General features: G+C 61.7%; 12 protein-coding genes. 11 read left to right on the top strand and 1 reads right to left on the bottom strand.

The window, feature by feature from the left end; translation table 11 throughout:
- Nucleotides 1-34 precede the first annotated feature (34 nt).
- Both EGO55_RS06665 and EGO55_RS06660 read left to right on the top strand, forming a co-directional pair.
- Nucleotides 35-1,438: an aromatic ring-hydroxylating oxygenase subunit alpha gene (locus tag EGO55_RS06665; protein WP_021690839.1), complete on the top strand. Its 1,404-nt coding sequence runs from the start codon at nucleotides 35-37 to the stop codon at nucleotides 1,436-1,438.
- Entirely contained in the window at nucleotides 1,435-2,214 is a 780-nt protein-coding gene (locus tag EGO55_RS06660) for a ThuA domain-containing protein (protein ID WP_021690840.1), read from the top strand. The genes EGO55_RS06665 and EGO55_RS06660 overlap by 4 nt, the downstream gene beginning before the upstream one ends.
- Nucleotides 2,215-2,251: 37 nt before the next feature.
- On the opposite strand, the gene EGO55_RS06655 is transcribed toward EGO55_RS06660, so the two are convergent.
- Nucleotides 2,252-3,367 (bottom strand): acyl-CoA dehydrogenase family protein, encoded by a 1,116-nt coding sequence (locus tag EGO55_RS06655; RefSeq protein WP_021690841.1) that lies wholly within the window; start codon nucleotides 3,365-3,367, stop codon nucleotides 2,252-2,254.
- A gap of 155 nt (nucleotides 3,368-3,522) precedes the next feature.
- Here EGO55_RS06655 and EGO55_RS06650 point away from each other — a divergent pair, with 155 nt between their 5' ends.
- From EGO55_RS06650 to EGO55_RS06610, 9 genes are all read left to right on the top strand, one after another.
- Complete coding sequence (locus tag EGO55_RS06650; protein ID WP_021690842.1) at nucleotides 3,523-4,296, top strand: LuxR C-terminal-related transcriptional regulator; 774 nt, start codon at nucleotides 3,523-3,525, stop codon at nucleotides 4,294-4,296.
- Nucleotides 4,297-4,473: 177 nt separating this feature from the next.
- A complete protein-coding gene (locus EGO55_RS06645) occupies nucleotides 4,474-4,869 on the top strand; it encodes a Zn-ribbon domain-containing OB-fold protein (protein WP_040716340.1) in 396 nt (131 codons plus the stop codon).
- Nucleotides 4,866-6,011: a thiolase family protein gene (locus EGO55_RS06640; RefSeq protein WP_021690844.1), complete on the top strand. Its 1,146-nt coding sequence runs from the start codon at nucleotides 4,866-4,868 to the stop codon at nucleotides 6,009-6,011. The genes EGO55_RS06645 and EGO55_RS06640 overlap by 4 nt, the downstream gene beginning before the upstream one ends.
- Nucleotides 6,011-7,219 carry an acyl-CoA dehydrogenase family protein gene (locus EGO55_RS06635; protein ID WP_021690845.1) on the top strand — a complete coding sequence of 403 codons (1,209 nt, stop codon included), beginning with the start codon at nucleotides 6,011-6,013 and terminating at the stop codon, nucleotides 7,217-7,219. The genes EGO55_RS06640 and EGO55_RS06635 overlap by 1 nt, the downstream gene beginning before the upstream one ends.
- A gap of 19 nt (nucleotides 7,220-7,238) precedes the next feature.
- Nucleotides 7,239-8,210: a thiamine pyrophosphate-dependent dehydrogenase E1 component subunit alpha gene (locus EGO55_RS06630; protein WP_021690846.1), complete on the top strand. Its 972-nt coding sequence runs from the start codon at nucleotides 7,239-7,241 to the stop codon at nucleotides 8,208-8,210.
- A gap of 20 nt (nucleotides 8,211-8,230) precedes the next feature.
- Nucleotides 8,231-9,244 (top strand): alpha-ketoacid dehydrogenase subunit beta, encoded by a 1,014-nt coding sequence (locus EGO55_RS06625; protein ID WP_021690847.1) that lies wholly within the window; start codon nucleotides 8,231-8,233, stop codon nucleotides 9,242-9,244.
- 11 nt (nucleotides 9,245-9,255) lie between these two features.
- Nucleotides 9,256-10,695, top strand: a complete 1,440-nt coding sequence (locus EGO55_RS06620) for a dihydrolipoamide acetyltransferase family protein (protein ID WP_021690848.1) — start codon at nucleotides 9,256-9,258, stop codon at nucleotides 10,693-10,695.
- A gap of 89 nt (nucleotides 10,696-10,784) precedes the next feature.
- Nucleotides 10,785-11,960, top strand: a complete 1,176-nt coding sequence (locus EGO55_RS06615) for an acyl-CoA dehydrogenase family protein (protein ID WP_021690849.1) — start codon at nucleotides 10,785-10,787, stop codon at nucleotides 11,958-11,960.
- Nucleotides 11,957-13,036, top strand: a complete 1,080-nt coding sequence (locus tag EGO55_RS06610) for a phosphotransferase (protein WP_040716345.1) — start codon at nucleotides 11,957-11,959, stop codon at nucleotides 13,034-13,036. The genes EGO55_RS06615 and EGO55_RS06610 overlap by 4 nt, the downstream gene beginning before the upstream one ends.
- The last annotated feature ends 15 nt before the right edge of the window (nucleotides 13,037-13,051 follow it).

The following is a 13,051-nucleotide window of genomic DNA, read 5'->3' as shown; positions in this document are numbered from 1 at the left end:
ACAGACTCCGATTTTGGGTAGAAGGATTATAAGAATGGCAGATCGCGATCCGGAACTTGGCGGCGCCCGTAGCCCCGGAATCAGCTGGACCCAATTGTTGCAGGAGGATTCGCGCCCCGCGCCGGATTTTCTCGCCAAGGAAAGTTACGAATATCGCGGGTCGGAACCGATCCCGGCCAGCCGATACACCAGCGAGGAATTCGCCCGGCTGGAGCGGGAACGGATGTGGCCCCGCGTCTGGCAGTTCGCCGCGCGTGAAGAAGATATTCCCGAAGCGGGCGATTACACCGTGTTTGAAAACGCGGGCCGTTCCTGGCTGATTTCGCGGCAGGAAGATGGTTCCGTCCGGGCGTTTCACAACGTCTGCCTGCATCGCGGACGCAAGCTGCGGACCGAAGATGGCACTGCGGACAAGTTCGTCTGTCCGTTCCATGGTTTCAGCTGGAACAAGGACGGGTCTTTCGCCGGTATGCCCTGTTCGTGGGATTTCAAACACCTCACCAATGAAGCGCTGCAATTGCCCGATGCCGAAGTGGGCCTGTGGGGCGGTTACATCTTCCTTCGCGAAGAAAAAGGCGGGCCGAGCCTTGAGGAATTCCTCGCCCCCCTGCCGGAACATTTCACGCGCTGGCGGCATGAAGAATGCACCACAGTGGTCTGGGTCGGCAAGGAAGTGCCTGCCAACTGGAAAGCCACGTCGGAAGCCTTCATGGAAGCGTGGCACACGATTGTCACGCATCCGCAGTTGCTGCCGTTCACGGGTGATTCCAACAGCGCCTATCAGATCTGGGGCGACAATGTGAACGCCAACCTCGTGCCGTTCGGCATTCTCAGCCCGCACGTCGACCCTGCGGGGAAGAGCGAGCAGTGGATCGTCGATGAATTCATCAAGTACAACGGCCGTTCGTCCGACAATTACGATCCGTCAGGCGATCCGTACGCAGTGGCCGTGCCCGAAGGCGCAACCGCGCGTGTCGCGCTGGGCGCGGCCCTGCGCGAAGCCTATAAGGCGCAGAGCGGATACGATCACGAACATGCGACCGATTCCGAATTGCTCGATGCGCTGGTCTATAACGTGTTCCCCAACTTCTCGCCCTGGGGCGGGTTCATGCCGAATATCGTCTATCGCTGGCGGCCCGGGAAAACGCCTGACACCTGCCTGATGGAAGTGCGGGTTCTGGCGCGGGTCAAGAAGGGCGATCCGATCCCTCGCGGTGTGCCGATGCACTATCTCAGCCTGGAAGAACCCTGGACCAATGCCGCCGAACTGGGCGGGCTGGGTGACGTGTTCGAACAGGACATGTCCAATCTGCCCTTCGTGCAGGAAGGGCTGCATTGCTCCAAGAACGGAGAAGTGCAGCTTGCGAATTATCAGGAAATCCGCATTCGTCAGTTTCAACAGACGCTGGCCAAATATGTCGAAGGTGATCCTGTATGAATGCAGCCGTGAATGGTGCGGATGAAGCCCGCCCGCCGCGTATCGATTGTGTGCTGATATGCGGCGGGGTCTGGCATGATATGGACTTCGCCCGGCTGGAGCTGCTCAAGCTTCTGGGCGAGGACCAGCGTATCCGCACGCGCGTGTTCGAGAACTACGAGACGATCGAGGCGCTCGAGGCGGCGGACATCCTGATCACTTATACCTGTGATGTCACGCCTTCGCTGAAGGCGCAGGAAGTGCTGCGGGACTGGCTGGCGAAAGGCGGACGGTGGTATGCCCTGCATGGCACCAATTCCGTGCTGCGCCTGCTCGACAACGGACTGTGGGATGCCCCGCGCTGGGCACCGCTATTCATGGACATGCTCGGCAGCCAGTTCCTTTCGCACCCGCCGATCGTGCCCTATACGGTGACAGTGGCCGATCCGGAGCATCCGCTGGTGCAGGGGGTGGAACCGTTCGACACCACGGACGAACTCTATCACATGGAAACGCACGGCGATCTGCACGTTCTGCTGGAAACGGACTGCACGGTGCCGGGAACCGGCTTTGTCGAAGCGGACGATGCCCTGGGTACGCACCCCGTTTTCTATATCAAGCAGCATGGCAAGGGGGCGGTGCTTTACCTGACCCTTGGCCATTGCCGCGGGCATTATGATCTGCAGCCCATGGCCGAATGGTGGCCAACGGTGGATCGCTGCGCCTGGGATCTCCCGGTGTTCTACGATTTGCTGCGCCGTGGGATCGGCTGGCTGAAGGATCGCGAACCGGCCTGAGGCCGGTTCACCGCCTGTCCTTTATCGCGCCGTTCTGTCAGCGCGTTGCGGCGTAGCGTTCCAGCGCGACAGATGGCGTATCGGGCCAGCGGGACAGCAGCAGCAGGCGCCGGTGCGCGTGGCCGATCAGCAATTCGTCGGTGATGCCCATCCCGCCATGCATCTGGATCGTTTCCTGCCCAAGCGTGACCGAAGCGGGGCTGATAAAGGCCCGCAAACCCTTCACATTGCTTGAGAAGCTGTCCGTCCCATACGATATCTGGGCGAGGTTCAGCAGACCCCGGCACTGTTCCAGCACGGAATATTGGGTGGCCATCCGGTGTTGCAGGGCCTGAAAGCTGCCCAGCTTGACGCCGAACTGCTCGCGCGTTTTCAGATAGTCCAGCGTTTCCGCGAAAATCCGTTCCATGATGCCCAGTGCTTCTGCTGCACGGGCCAGATTGGCCAGATCTTCGGCCTGTTCGACCGCGGCCCAGCCCCCCGCCAGATGATGTTCGGGGCGGACTTCCACATTGTCGAGTGCAAGCGATACCGCGCTGCTGCCATCGGCCATCCGCCACGCTTCACGTCGCAGCCCGGTGGCATCGGCGGGCACAAAATAGAGCGCGATGCCTTCTGCGGCATCGGGTGCCCCGCTGGTGCGGCCGCTGACGATATAGCCGTCGGCCCCGGCCCCTGCGGGGACGCAATTCTTGCTGCCGGAAAGACGGGTGGCGCTGCCATTGGTTCGCGCCGCCGTTTCCACCCAGAGCCTGCCGGCGCGGCTGTGATTCTCGCTATGGGCCAGCGCGATGCGGCGTTCGCCACTGACAACATCCGCTAGCCAGCTTTCACGCAGAACCGTATCTGCCGTTGCTGCAAACAGGCGTCCCGCCAGCACGATATTGTCAATAAGCGGTTCGACCACCAGCCCGCGGCCGAGGGCCTCGAACACAGTCGCGATGCCGGTGGCATCCAGAGAAAGCCCGCCGTCGGCTTCGTCGAAGACGGCCCCGATCAGGCCCAGTTCGCTCAGCAGTTGCCAATTGTCCTGAGAGTAGCCGTTCGTTGCGGCAAGAAAGGAGCGTCGGTTTTCGAAATCATAAATGTCGGTGACGAACCGCTCAGCCAAAGCCTTGAGCATTTCCTCATCTTCGTTAAGATCGAAATTCACCTTGCACTCCCTTCGCTGTGAAGGGCTGTATCAGGTACTGCGCCTGCGCTACGCTGTGCAAAAGGCTAGGAATCGGAAATGTGATTCCAGTGCTGCCGAAAATGTGTTCAACGCATTGCGGCTATAAATAAAACAAGTCGCAGGGAAGGATTTTTATGCCGCTTTTGTCCCAGGAACATGTCGATGCGGTCAGGATCACCGCGCCGGAACAAATTCGGGATGCGGCACAGGCCCTGTGCCAAATTGCGGCGGAATATGGCATGCGGGTCGCGCCCGCGCATGACATTGCGGACAAGCGTACACCAGTGGATGCCGACGGGAATATTCTTGCGGACGATGTCTTCGGCTGGACAGACCACGAACGGGTCTGGTGGCGCAATTCAAAACTGGCGCTCGATTCCCCGCTCACCACGGCCTGTCGGTTCGAAAGCCAGCCATTCTGGGTGAACGAGGGCGGTTTCCGGACGCGCGAACCAAACATCTACCTCGATGCGATCGATCTGGCGAATTTCGAACAGCGGGCGATGACCAAGGCGGCCATTGTCGTGCCGGTACACCTGCCGTTTGGCAAGATCGGCGCGGTCAGCTTCGATCCGATGGACCAGGACAAGACAGACCTTACAGAAGAATTCACGCTGCTGGGCGATGCTTTCGGCCTCTATGCGCGGACTTTCATCGCAACCTACGTGCAGGTCATGGGCACCCATCAGGCGTTGCCGCCGGAATCGCGCCTCTCGAAACGGGAAGTGGAATGCCTGCGTTGGGCCGCCATCGGCAAGACCGACATGGAGATCAGCATGATCATGTCGCGCAGCCGCGCAACTGTGCGTTTCCATATTCACAATGCCGCGACGAAGCTCAATGCCGTCAATCGTAGCCAGACGGTCTTCAAGGCTGCGCAACTCGGCTATATTTCTCTCGTCAAGTAGGCGCTCTGGCGCTTGTTTCCGCGCGGTCCGCGATTTGCCGTCAGCCGCGTTGCCAGACGTTCGTGCACCGTGCGCAAGGCACTGATGAATCTACCCTAGCGTTTTGATGAGTCGGAAAGTTGGACCCGGTCGGCCTAAATGCCGGAAGAGAGGAATCGCCTCCGTCCGGGAACCGACATGCGTATTATTGCCGAAGGGCTGCTGACAGACGAATCTACGCCACGATTGATAGGCGGGCGGAACCGCACCACGGGCCGTATCGTCTTTCCGTGCCCGGAAAACGGCGATTACGAACCCTATCCGTTGCAGCGCACGGGGACCCTGTGGTCCTACACGATCCAGCGCTACCGTCCCAAATCGCCGCCTTATGCGGGGCCCGATGCCTTCCGGCCCTGGCCGGTCGGCTATATCGAACTGCCGGGCGAAGTGATTGTCGAGGCGCGGCTGGCCAATGTCGCCTTCGAAGATATCGCCATCGGCATGCCGCTGGAACTCACGCTGATTCCGCTGGACCCCGATGCGCCTGATTCCGTGATCATTCCTGCATTTGAACCCATAGGAGCCGCAGCATGACCGATGTCTGCATCGTTGGCGTCGGCATCCATCCTTTCGGGCGGACCGATGGGCTTTCCGGGCTGGATCAGGGTGTATTCGCCGTGCGGCAGGCGCTTGCCGATGCCGGTGTCGCCTGGCCCGATGTCCAGTTCGCCTACGGTGGATCGGATTCCGCAGGCAATCCCGATACCATGGTGGATCGTCTCGGCCTGACCGGGGTGCAGTTCATCAATGTGCGCAATGGCTGTGCGGCGGGTGGTTCAGCCCTGTTTTCCGCGCAAATGGCGATCAAGTCGGGCGAGTTCGAGCTTGGCTTGGCTGTCGGCTTCGACAAGCATCCGCGCGGCGCGTTCAACGCCTTGCCAGCCGAATACAATCTGCCGGACTGGTATGGCGAAGCCGGCTACATGATCACCACGCAATTCTTTGCGAACAAGATCACGCGGTATATGCACGATCACGGCATTTCGCCCACCACGCTGGGGCGCGTGGCGGAAAAGGCATTCCGTAACGCGGTCCATGCACCGCATGCCTGGCGGCGCGAGCCTGTGTCGCTGGAGACGATCATGGAAGCGCCCATGATCAGCGATCCCTATACCAAGTACATGTTCTGCTCACCCGCAGAAGGCGGTGTCGCGCTGCTGCTGGCGAGTGAGAAAAAGGCGCGCGAACTGGGCAAGCCGCTGGTCCGCCTGAAAGCGGCAACCATGCGCACTCGCCCGCCCGGTTCGTTCGAGGTGTTTGCGCCCTCGATCGATGTGGAGCGTGGCGGTTCGGCCACCAATATCGCATCGGCGGCGGCTTTCGAACTCGCAGGCATCAGCCCTGCCGATATCGCGCTGGCGCAATTGCAGGATACGGAAGCCGGTGCGGAACTCATGCACATGGCCGAAAACGGCTTCTGCAAGGACGGCGAACAGGAACGCTGGCTGGCTGATGGGCTGACCGAGATCGGCGGCCGGTTGCCGGTGAACACGGATGGCGGATGCCTGGCCTGTGGCGAACCGATCGGCGCCTCCGGCCTGCGTCAGGTCTATGAAAATGTGGTGCAATTGCGCGGCGATGGGGGTGGCCGCCAGGTGCCTGGAAATCCGAAGACAGCCTATAGCCATGTCTATGGCGCACCCGGCGTCTCTGCTGTGACTATTCTGGAACGTTAATGGATATCGACCTTTCGACCGAAGAAGCCGCATTTCGCGACGAGATCAGGGGGTTCCTGCGGGACCATCTGCCCGATACCGTCAAATCCGGTGCGGCGGCATCGCCCACGGTGTTCGTGGAGCCCGAAATCGGGCAGGTGTGGAACGCGGTGCTCCACGCCAAGGGCTGGCTGGGCTACAACTGGCCGAAGGAATATGGCGGCACGGGCTGGAGCCCGGTGCAGCGCTATATCTTCGAAAAGGAATGCGCCGAAGCCGGGGCACCCGGCCTGACAGTGATGGGCCTGAAGCTTCTGGCCCCGGTCCTGTGGACATTCGGCACGCCCGAACAGAAGGCGTTTTATCTGCCGCGCATCCTGTCGGGCGAAGATTACTGGTGTCAGGGGTTTTCCGAGCCCGGCAGCGGTTCCGATCTGGCATCGCTGCAATGCCGGGCGGTGCGGGATGGCGATCGCTATATCCTCAACGGTTCGAAAATCTGGACCACGCATGCCCACCACGCGAACCGCATGTTCTGCCTCGTGCGCACCGATGCCGGCGTGAAGAAGCAGGCGGGCATTTCCTTCCTGCTTGTCGATCTCGACCAGCCCGGCATTTCGGTGCGGCCGATTTTGACCGTGGCGGGCGATCATGAAGTCAATCAGGTCTTTCTGGAAGACGTGGTTGTGCCGGTTGCCGATCGCGTGGGCGCAGAAGGCGATGGCTGGACAATCGCCAAGTTCCTGCTGGAAAACGAGCGCGGCGGTTCGTGCCATGCGCCCAAGCTGATTTACGATCTGGGACAGCTCGAGATGTTGGCGCGGAACGAGTCTGACGGGCGCGGCGGCCTTCTGGCGGACGATCCCGAATGGCAACGGCGCGTGGCGCAGGCCCGGCTGGGCGCGCAGGCGCTGGAAATGATCGAACTGCGGATCATCTCGGAAATCGCCAAGGGGCGCAAACCCGGACCGCAAACATCGCTGACCAAATTGCTGGCATCCAACCTGCGGCAGGATATCGATCTGCTGGCAGTCGATCTGCACGGCGTGGCTGGCCTGCAACTGGAAATGCAGCGCCCACTCTATGGCGACAGCGCGCCGGACCCGATCCATTCGCGCGCGGCGCAAGTTGCCGCCCCGCGTTATCTTAACAGTCTGGCCTGGACGATCTTTGGCGGATCGAACGAGGTACAGTCGAACATTATCGCACGGTCGGTGCTGGGCCTGTGAGCGAAGAGAGGAAGCTGTCATGCAATTGAGCCGAGACGCACTGCTGGGTGCCTATCGCCGTATGAAGGTCGTGCGTGAGTTCGAGGAACGCCTGCACGTGGAAATCCAGACCGGCGAAATCGCGGGTTTCACCCACCTTTATTGCGGGCAGGAAGCCGTGGCTGTGGGGGTGTGCGATCACCTCGATAACGAGGACAAGATCATCTCGACGCACCGGGGGCATGGCCACTGCCTGGCCAAGGGCTGCGATGTCTTCGACATGATGAAGGAAATCTGGGGCAGCCGCGAAGGGCTGTGCAAGGGCAAGGGCGGTTCCATGCACATTGCCGATGGCGATGTCGGCATGCTGGGCGCGAACGGGATTGTCGGTGCGGGCGCACCGATTGCGGTCGGCGCGGCGCTGGCCGCCAAGCTGGATGGCAAGGGCAAGGTGTCCATCGCGTTTTCCGGCGATGGCGCCTGCAACCAGGGCACGACGTTCGAGGCCATGAACCTTGCGGTAGTGACCAATGCCCCGTGCATTTTCGTGTTCGAGAACAACCACTATTCCGAACATACCGGCGTCGATTACGCCGTGGGAACGGCAGGCGATATCGCCAGCCGCGCCGAAGCGTTCGGGATGAAGGTGTGGCGGGCTGACGGCACGGATTTCTTCGCCGTTTACGAAACCATGCGTGAGGTTCTGGAGCACGTCCGCGCGGGTAACGGCCCGGCTGCGGTCGAATTCGACACCGAACGTTTCTTTGGCCACTTCGAAGGCGATCCGCAGCGGTATCGCGGCAAGGGCGAAATCGAACGCATCCGCGAAACCCGCGATTGCCTCAAGAAGTTTCGCGCCAGCGTGACCGAAGCCGGTCTGCTGACGCATGCCGATATCGATGCGCTCGACACCGAAGTGCTGGCCGAGATCGAAAAAGCGGTTGAACTGGCGCGGGCCGCAGAACGCCCGACAGCCGAAGACGTCCTGACCGACGTCTATATTGCCTACTGATTGGCGGGAGCAGGAATACAATGGCTCAGATGATGTACCGCGAGGCCGTGGTCTCGACAATCGCCGAGGAAATGGCGCGCGACCCCAATGTCGTGATGCTGGGTGAAGATATCGTGGGTGGTATGGGCACCGCAGGCGGCCCCGAAGCCATCGGTGGAATCTGGTCGACCTCGGTCGGCCTGTTCGACCAGTTCGGCAAGGAACGCATGATTGACACCCCGATTTCGGAAAGCGCGATCATTGGGGCGGCCTCGGGTCTGGCCCTGTCGGGCAAACGCCCCATCGCCGAACTGATGTTCGCCGATTTCATCGGCGTCTGCATGGACCAGATTTGGAACCAGATGGCGAAGTTCCGCTATATGTTTGGCGGCAAGTCGCGCTGCCCGGCGGTGTTGCGGCTGGTCTATGGCGCAGGTTACAATGCCGCGGCGCAGCACAGCCAGTCGGTCCACCAGTTCCTCACTGCCATGCCCGGGCTCAAGGTTGTCATGCCTTCGACCCCGGCCGATGTGAAAGGCCTGCTGCGCACCGCTATCCGTGATGACGATCCGGTCGTCTTTCTGGAGCACAAGGCGCTGTACGGTATGAAGGGCGAAGTGCCCGATGATCCGGATTTCACCATTCCGTTCGGTCATGCCCGTCTGACGCGTGCGGGCGAGGATGTCACGATCGTATCCACCGGCCTGTTGCTCGGTTTCTGCGAAGCCGTGGCGGACAAGCTGGCGCAGGAAGGCATTGGCTGCGATGTGATCGATCTGCGGACCACCAGCCCGCTGGATGAAGAGGCGATTCTCGATTCCGTGGAAGTCACCGGCCGTCTCGTCGTGGTCGACGAAGCGCCGCCGCGGTGCGGCCTGGCGGTCGACATCTGTTCGCTGGTTGCCAACAAGGCCTTTGCCAGCCTGAAGGCCCCGCCGCAGACGGTCACACCGCCGCACACGCCGATCCCGTTCGCACGCGAACTGGAAAGCGCATACCTGCCTTCGACCGACAAGATCGAGGCAGCGGTGCGCCAGGTTCTCGGTTGGCGCTAAGGGAGGCTGTCATGGCTGATATTCGCCCATTCTGCATGCCCAAGTGGGGCATCGAGATGACAGAAGGAACGATTGCCGAATGGATGGTGAAGGAAGGCGAAGCCTTCACCAAAGGGCAACTCCTGTGTCTGATTGAAACGGCCAAGATCACGAACGAGGTCGAGGCTGAATACGATGCGGTCGCCCGCCGGGTGTTGGTGGGCGAGGGTGAAGATGCCCAGCCGGTCGGCGCGCTGCTGGCGGTGTTTGCCGATGCCTCGGCCACCGACGAGGAGATTCAGGCCTTCATCGACGGGTTCAAGCCCGCCGAAACCAAAGTGGCCGCACAGGCAACGCAGGCTTCGGCTGCTGCGGCACCTGCCCCGGCCGCGGCCGCTGTCGAAAACAAGCCTGCCGCACCGAAGAAGATCGTCACCAATCGCCCGATCAGCCCCGAAGCGCTGAAACTGGCGGAAGAATACGCGGTCGATCTCGATGGGATCGACGGTTCGGGCCGCAATGGCCGGATCACCTATCAGGATGTCCATCAGGCGATCCGCCCGGCTTCACAGCCTGCGCTGCGCGGGGTTGCGGTGCTGCCCGAAGAAACCGGGCCGGTATACGCGTCTCCGCTGGCCCGGCGTCTGGCGGCGCTGCACGGCATCGACCTGTCCGGCATTGTCGGCACCGGCGCGCGTGGGCGTATTGGCAAGGCCGACGTGCTCGCGCTGGTCCCGGCGCCGTCAACCGGCGGAGCTGCTTTCGGGCAGCCGTTCGTCGCGGTCGACAACAGCCCGCAGATCGTGCCTTTCGACCGTATCCGCAAAGTGGTGGCGCAACGGCTCACGCGCGCGAAGCAGGAACTGCCGCACTTCTATCTGCGGATATCGGCACGCGCCGATGCCTTGCTGGAACTGCGCAAGACCGCCAATCTCGTGCTGGGCACCCGGGCGTCGATCAACGACTATCTGGTAAAGGCCGTGGCCGTGGCGCTGGTGCGCAACCCGGATGTGAACGTGCAGGTACACGGGGAACAGATCCATCGCTTCCCGCATGCCGATGTCTCGATCGCGGTTGCCAGCCCCAAAGGTCTGGTCACGCCGATTGTCAGGCAGGCCGACCGCATGCGGATCGACCAGCTGGCGGCGGAAACGCGGCGGCTGATCGACAAGGCAACCGCGGGCAATCTCGGTTTCGAGGATATGGACGGCGGGACATTCTCGGTCTCCAACCTCGGGATGTTCGGGATTGAACAGTTCGATGCGATCATCAATCCGCCGCAGGCCGCCATTCTGGCAGTCGGCGCGGTCACGCGCCAGCCGGTGGAAACGGCCAATGGCGGCGTCGCATTCGAAAGCCGGTTGGCCCTGACCCTGTCGGTCGATCATCGCGCGATCGATGGTGCCGTGGGTGCCCGCTTCATGGAAACGCTCAAGCAGTTGATCGAAGAGCCGGAAGGCCTTTTCGCCTGATTGCGCACGGTTCCCCGCAGGCCTTTCGCGGCAACGAAGGGCCATAAGGTCGCCGCGCGGGGGCAATTGGAAAAAGACAGGACTATCACATGACGATTTCTGCGCGGGCCTATGAACTCGCGGACAAGGTTGAAGCCTTTGTCCGCGCAGTGGTGATCCCTTACGAACGGGACCCGCGGCGCGATCACCATGGCGCGCCGATGGATGAACTGGTGCAGGAAATGCGGGCGAAGGCGCGCGAAGCCGGGGTTCTGACGCCGCATATTCTGCCTGATGGCACCCATCTGACCCAGCGCGAAACGGCTGTGGTGCTGATCCGTTCCGGGCTGTCGCCGCTCGGGCCGCTGGCCTGCAACACCAATGCGCCCGACGAAGGCAATATGTATTTGCTTGGGCATGTCGGCAGCCCCGCGTTGAAGGATCGCTTCCTCAAGCAGATGGTCGAAGGGCGCGCCCGTTCGGCGTTCCTGATGACAGAACCCGCCGATTGGGGTGGGGCAGGGTCCGACCCGTCGATGATGAAGACGACCTGCCACCGCGATGGCAACGAATGGGTCATCAATGGCCGCAAGAGCTTCATCACCGGGTTTGCCGGGGCCAAAGTGGGCATTGTCATGGCCAAGGCCGATGAAGGCGCGTGCATGTTTCTGGTCGACCTGCCCGATCCGGCGATCACGATTGACTATGTACCGAACACCATCGACAGTTCGATGCCCGGCGGCCATGCCACGCTGACGATCGAGAATCTGCGCGTGTCGCCCGAACAGATGCTGGGTGAAGCGGGCGAAGGGTTCAAATATGCGCAAGTCCGCCTCAGCCCGGCCCGGCTGTCGCACTGCATGCGCTGGCTTGGCGCCTGTATTCGCGCGCAGGAGATCGCCAGCGATTATGCCTGCCGCCGTCAGGCTTTCGGCAAGGCGCTGATCGATCACGAAGGCGTGGGCTTCATGCTGGCCGAAAACAGGATCGAACTGCGCCAGGCGGAATTGATGATCGACTGGTGCGCCGCAGTGCTCGATACCGGTTCGCTGGGCACGGAAGAAAGCTCGATGGCGAAGGTTGCCGTGTCGGAAGCGTTGATGCGCATCGCGGATCGCTGCGTGCAGGTGATGGGCGGTACGGGCGTGACCGACCAGACGATTGTGGAACAGGTGTTCCGTGAAATCCGCGCCTTTCGCATCTACGATGGCCCGACCGAAGTGCACAAGTGGAGCCTCGCCAAGAAGATAAAGCGCGAATGGAAGCACGCACAGGGGCTGGCATGAGCGGACAGGGCGATCCTGCGGCCGCCAATTCGGGCACGACGCCGGTTCGTGAAGGCTATGCGATCGATGAAGCGGCATTGGCGGCGTGGCTGTCCGACAATGTCGAAGGCTATGCTGGGCCGCTGACGATCGAACAGTTCAAGGGCGGGCAATCGAACCCGACCTACAAGCTGATCACACCGGGGGCATCCTATGTCCTGCGCAAGAAGCCCACGGGCCAACTGCTGAAAGGCGCGCACGCGGTGGAGCGTGAGGCCCGCGTTCTCAGCGCGCTGCATGGCACCGGTTTTCCGGTTGCGCGCGTCTATGGCATGTGCACCGATGACAGCGTGATCGGCACGTGGTTCTTCGTCATGGAAATGGTGGAAGGCCGGATATTCTGGGACGCCACTGTGCCGGGCGTCAGCAATGCGGAACGCGCGGCGCTGTTCGATGCCATGAATGCAACGATCGCCCGCCTGCATAGCGTGGATTATCAGGCGGCGGGTCTGGGGGATTATGGCAAGCCGGGCAATTATTTCGCGCGGCAGGTCAACCGCTGGTCGCAGCAGTACTTCGCCGATGAAGCGGCCGGACGCGATCCCAATATGAATCGCCTGATCGACTGGTTGCAGGCCAATCTGCCGCAAGACGACGATACGGCCAGCGTGATCCATGGCGATTTCCGGATCGACAACATGATCTTCCATCCATCGGAACCGCGGGTTCTGGCGGTGCTGGACTGGGAATTGTCGACGCTGGGCCATCCCGGTGCAGACTTTGCCTATCATGCGATGATGTATCGGATGCCGCCGCATATCGTGGCGGGCCTTTATGGCGCGGACATCGCCGGTCTCGGGATTCCGGACGAGGCGGCCTATCTTGCCGCCTATTGCCGCCGTACCGGGCGGGATGCGATGCCCGGCTACGACTATTATATGGCATTCAATTTCTTCCGGCTCGCGGCGATTTTCCACGGTATCAAGGGGCGCGTCGCCAGCGGCACGGCAGCCAGCGCGCAGGCCGCCCGGCGTGTCGAAGTCCTGCCTGAACTGATGGAAATCGCCTGGCAGCAGGCCGTCCGCGCCGGGGCATAACGGGCGCGTAGTTGG

It is taken from the genome of Caenibius tardaugens NBRC 16725, assembly GCF_003860345.1.
GTDB classification, from domain to species: Bacteria; Pseudomonadota; Alphaproteobacteria; order Sphingomonadales; family Sphingomonadaceae; genus Caenibius; species Caenibius tardaugens.
The sequence above is the reverse complement of the archived record's forward strand: the minus strand, read 5'-3'. Positions and strand labels throughout refer to the sequence as shown.

Bases quoted from the DNA above. Each gene is read 5' to 3' on its own strand.
- EGO55_RS06665 (WP_021690839.1), top strand. From the start codon at position 35: ATGGCAGATCGCGATCCGGAACTTGGCGGCGCCCGTAGCCCCGGAATC.
- EGO55_RS06660 (WP_021690840.1), top strand. From the start codon at position 1,435: ATGAATGCAGCCGTGAATGGTGCGGATGAAGCCCGCCCGCCGCGTATC.
- EGO55_RS06650 (WP_021690842.1), top strand. From the start codon at position 3,523: ATGCCGCTTTTGTCCCAGGAACATGTCGATGCGGTCAGGATCACCGCG.
- EGO55_RS06645 (WP_040716340.1), top strand. From the start codon at position 4,474: ATGCGTATTATTGCCGAAGGGCTGCTGACAGACGAATCTACGCCACGA.
- EGO55_RS06640 (WP_021690844.1), top strand. From the start codon at position 4,866: ATGACCGATGTCTGCATCGTTGGCGTCGGCATCCATCCTTTCGGGCGG.
- EGO55_RS06635 (WP_021690845.1), top strand. From the start codon at position 6,011: ATGGATATCGACCTTTCGACCGAAGAAGCCGCATTTCGCGACGAGATC.
- EGO55_RS06630 (WP_021690846.1), top strand. From the start codon at position 7,239: ATGCAATTGAGCCGAGACGCACTGCTGGGTGCCTATCGCCGTATGAAG.
- EGO55_RS06625 (WP_021690847.1), top strand. From the start codon at position 8,231: ATGGCTCAGATGATGTACCGCGAGGCCGTGGTCTCGACAATCGCCGAG.
- EGO55_RS06620 (WP_021690848.1), top strand. From the start codon at position 9,256: ATGGCTGATATTCGCCCATTCTGCATGCCCAAGTGGGGCATCGAGATG.
- EGO55_RS06615 (WP_021690849.1), top strand. From the start codon at position 10,785: ATGACGATTTCTGCGCGGGCCTATGAACTCGCGGACAAGGTTGAAGCC.
- EGO55_RS06610 (WP_040716345.1), top strand. From the start codon at position 11,957: ATGAGCGGACAGGGCGATCCTGCGGCCGCCAATTCGGGCACGACGCCG.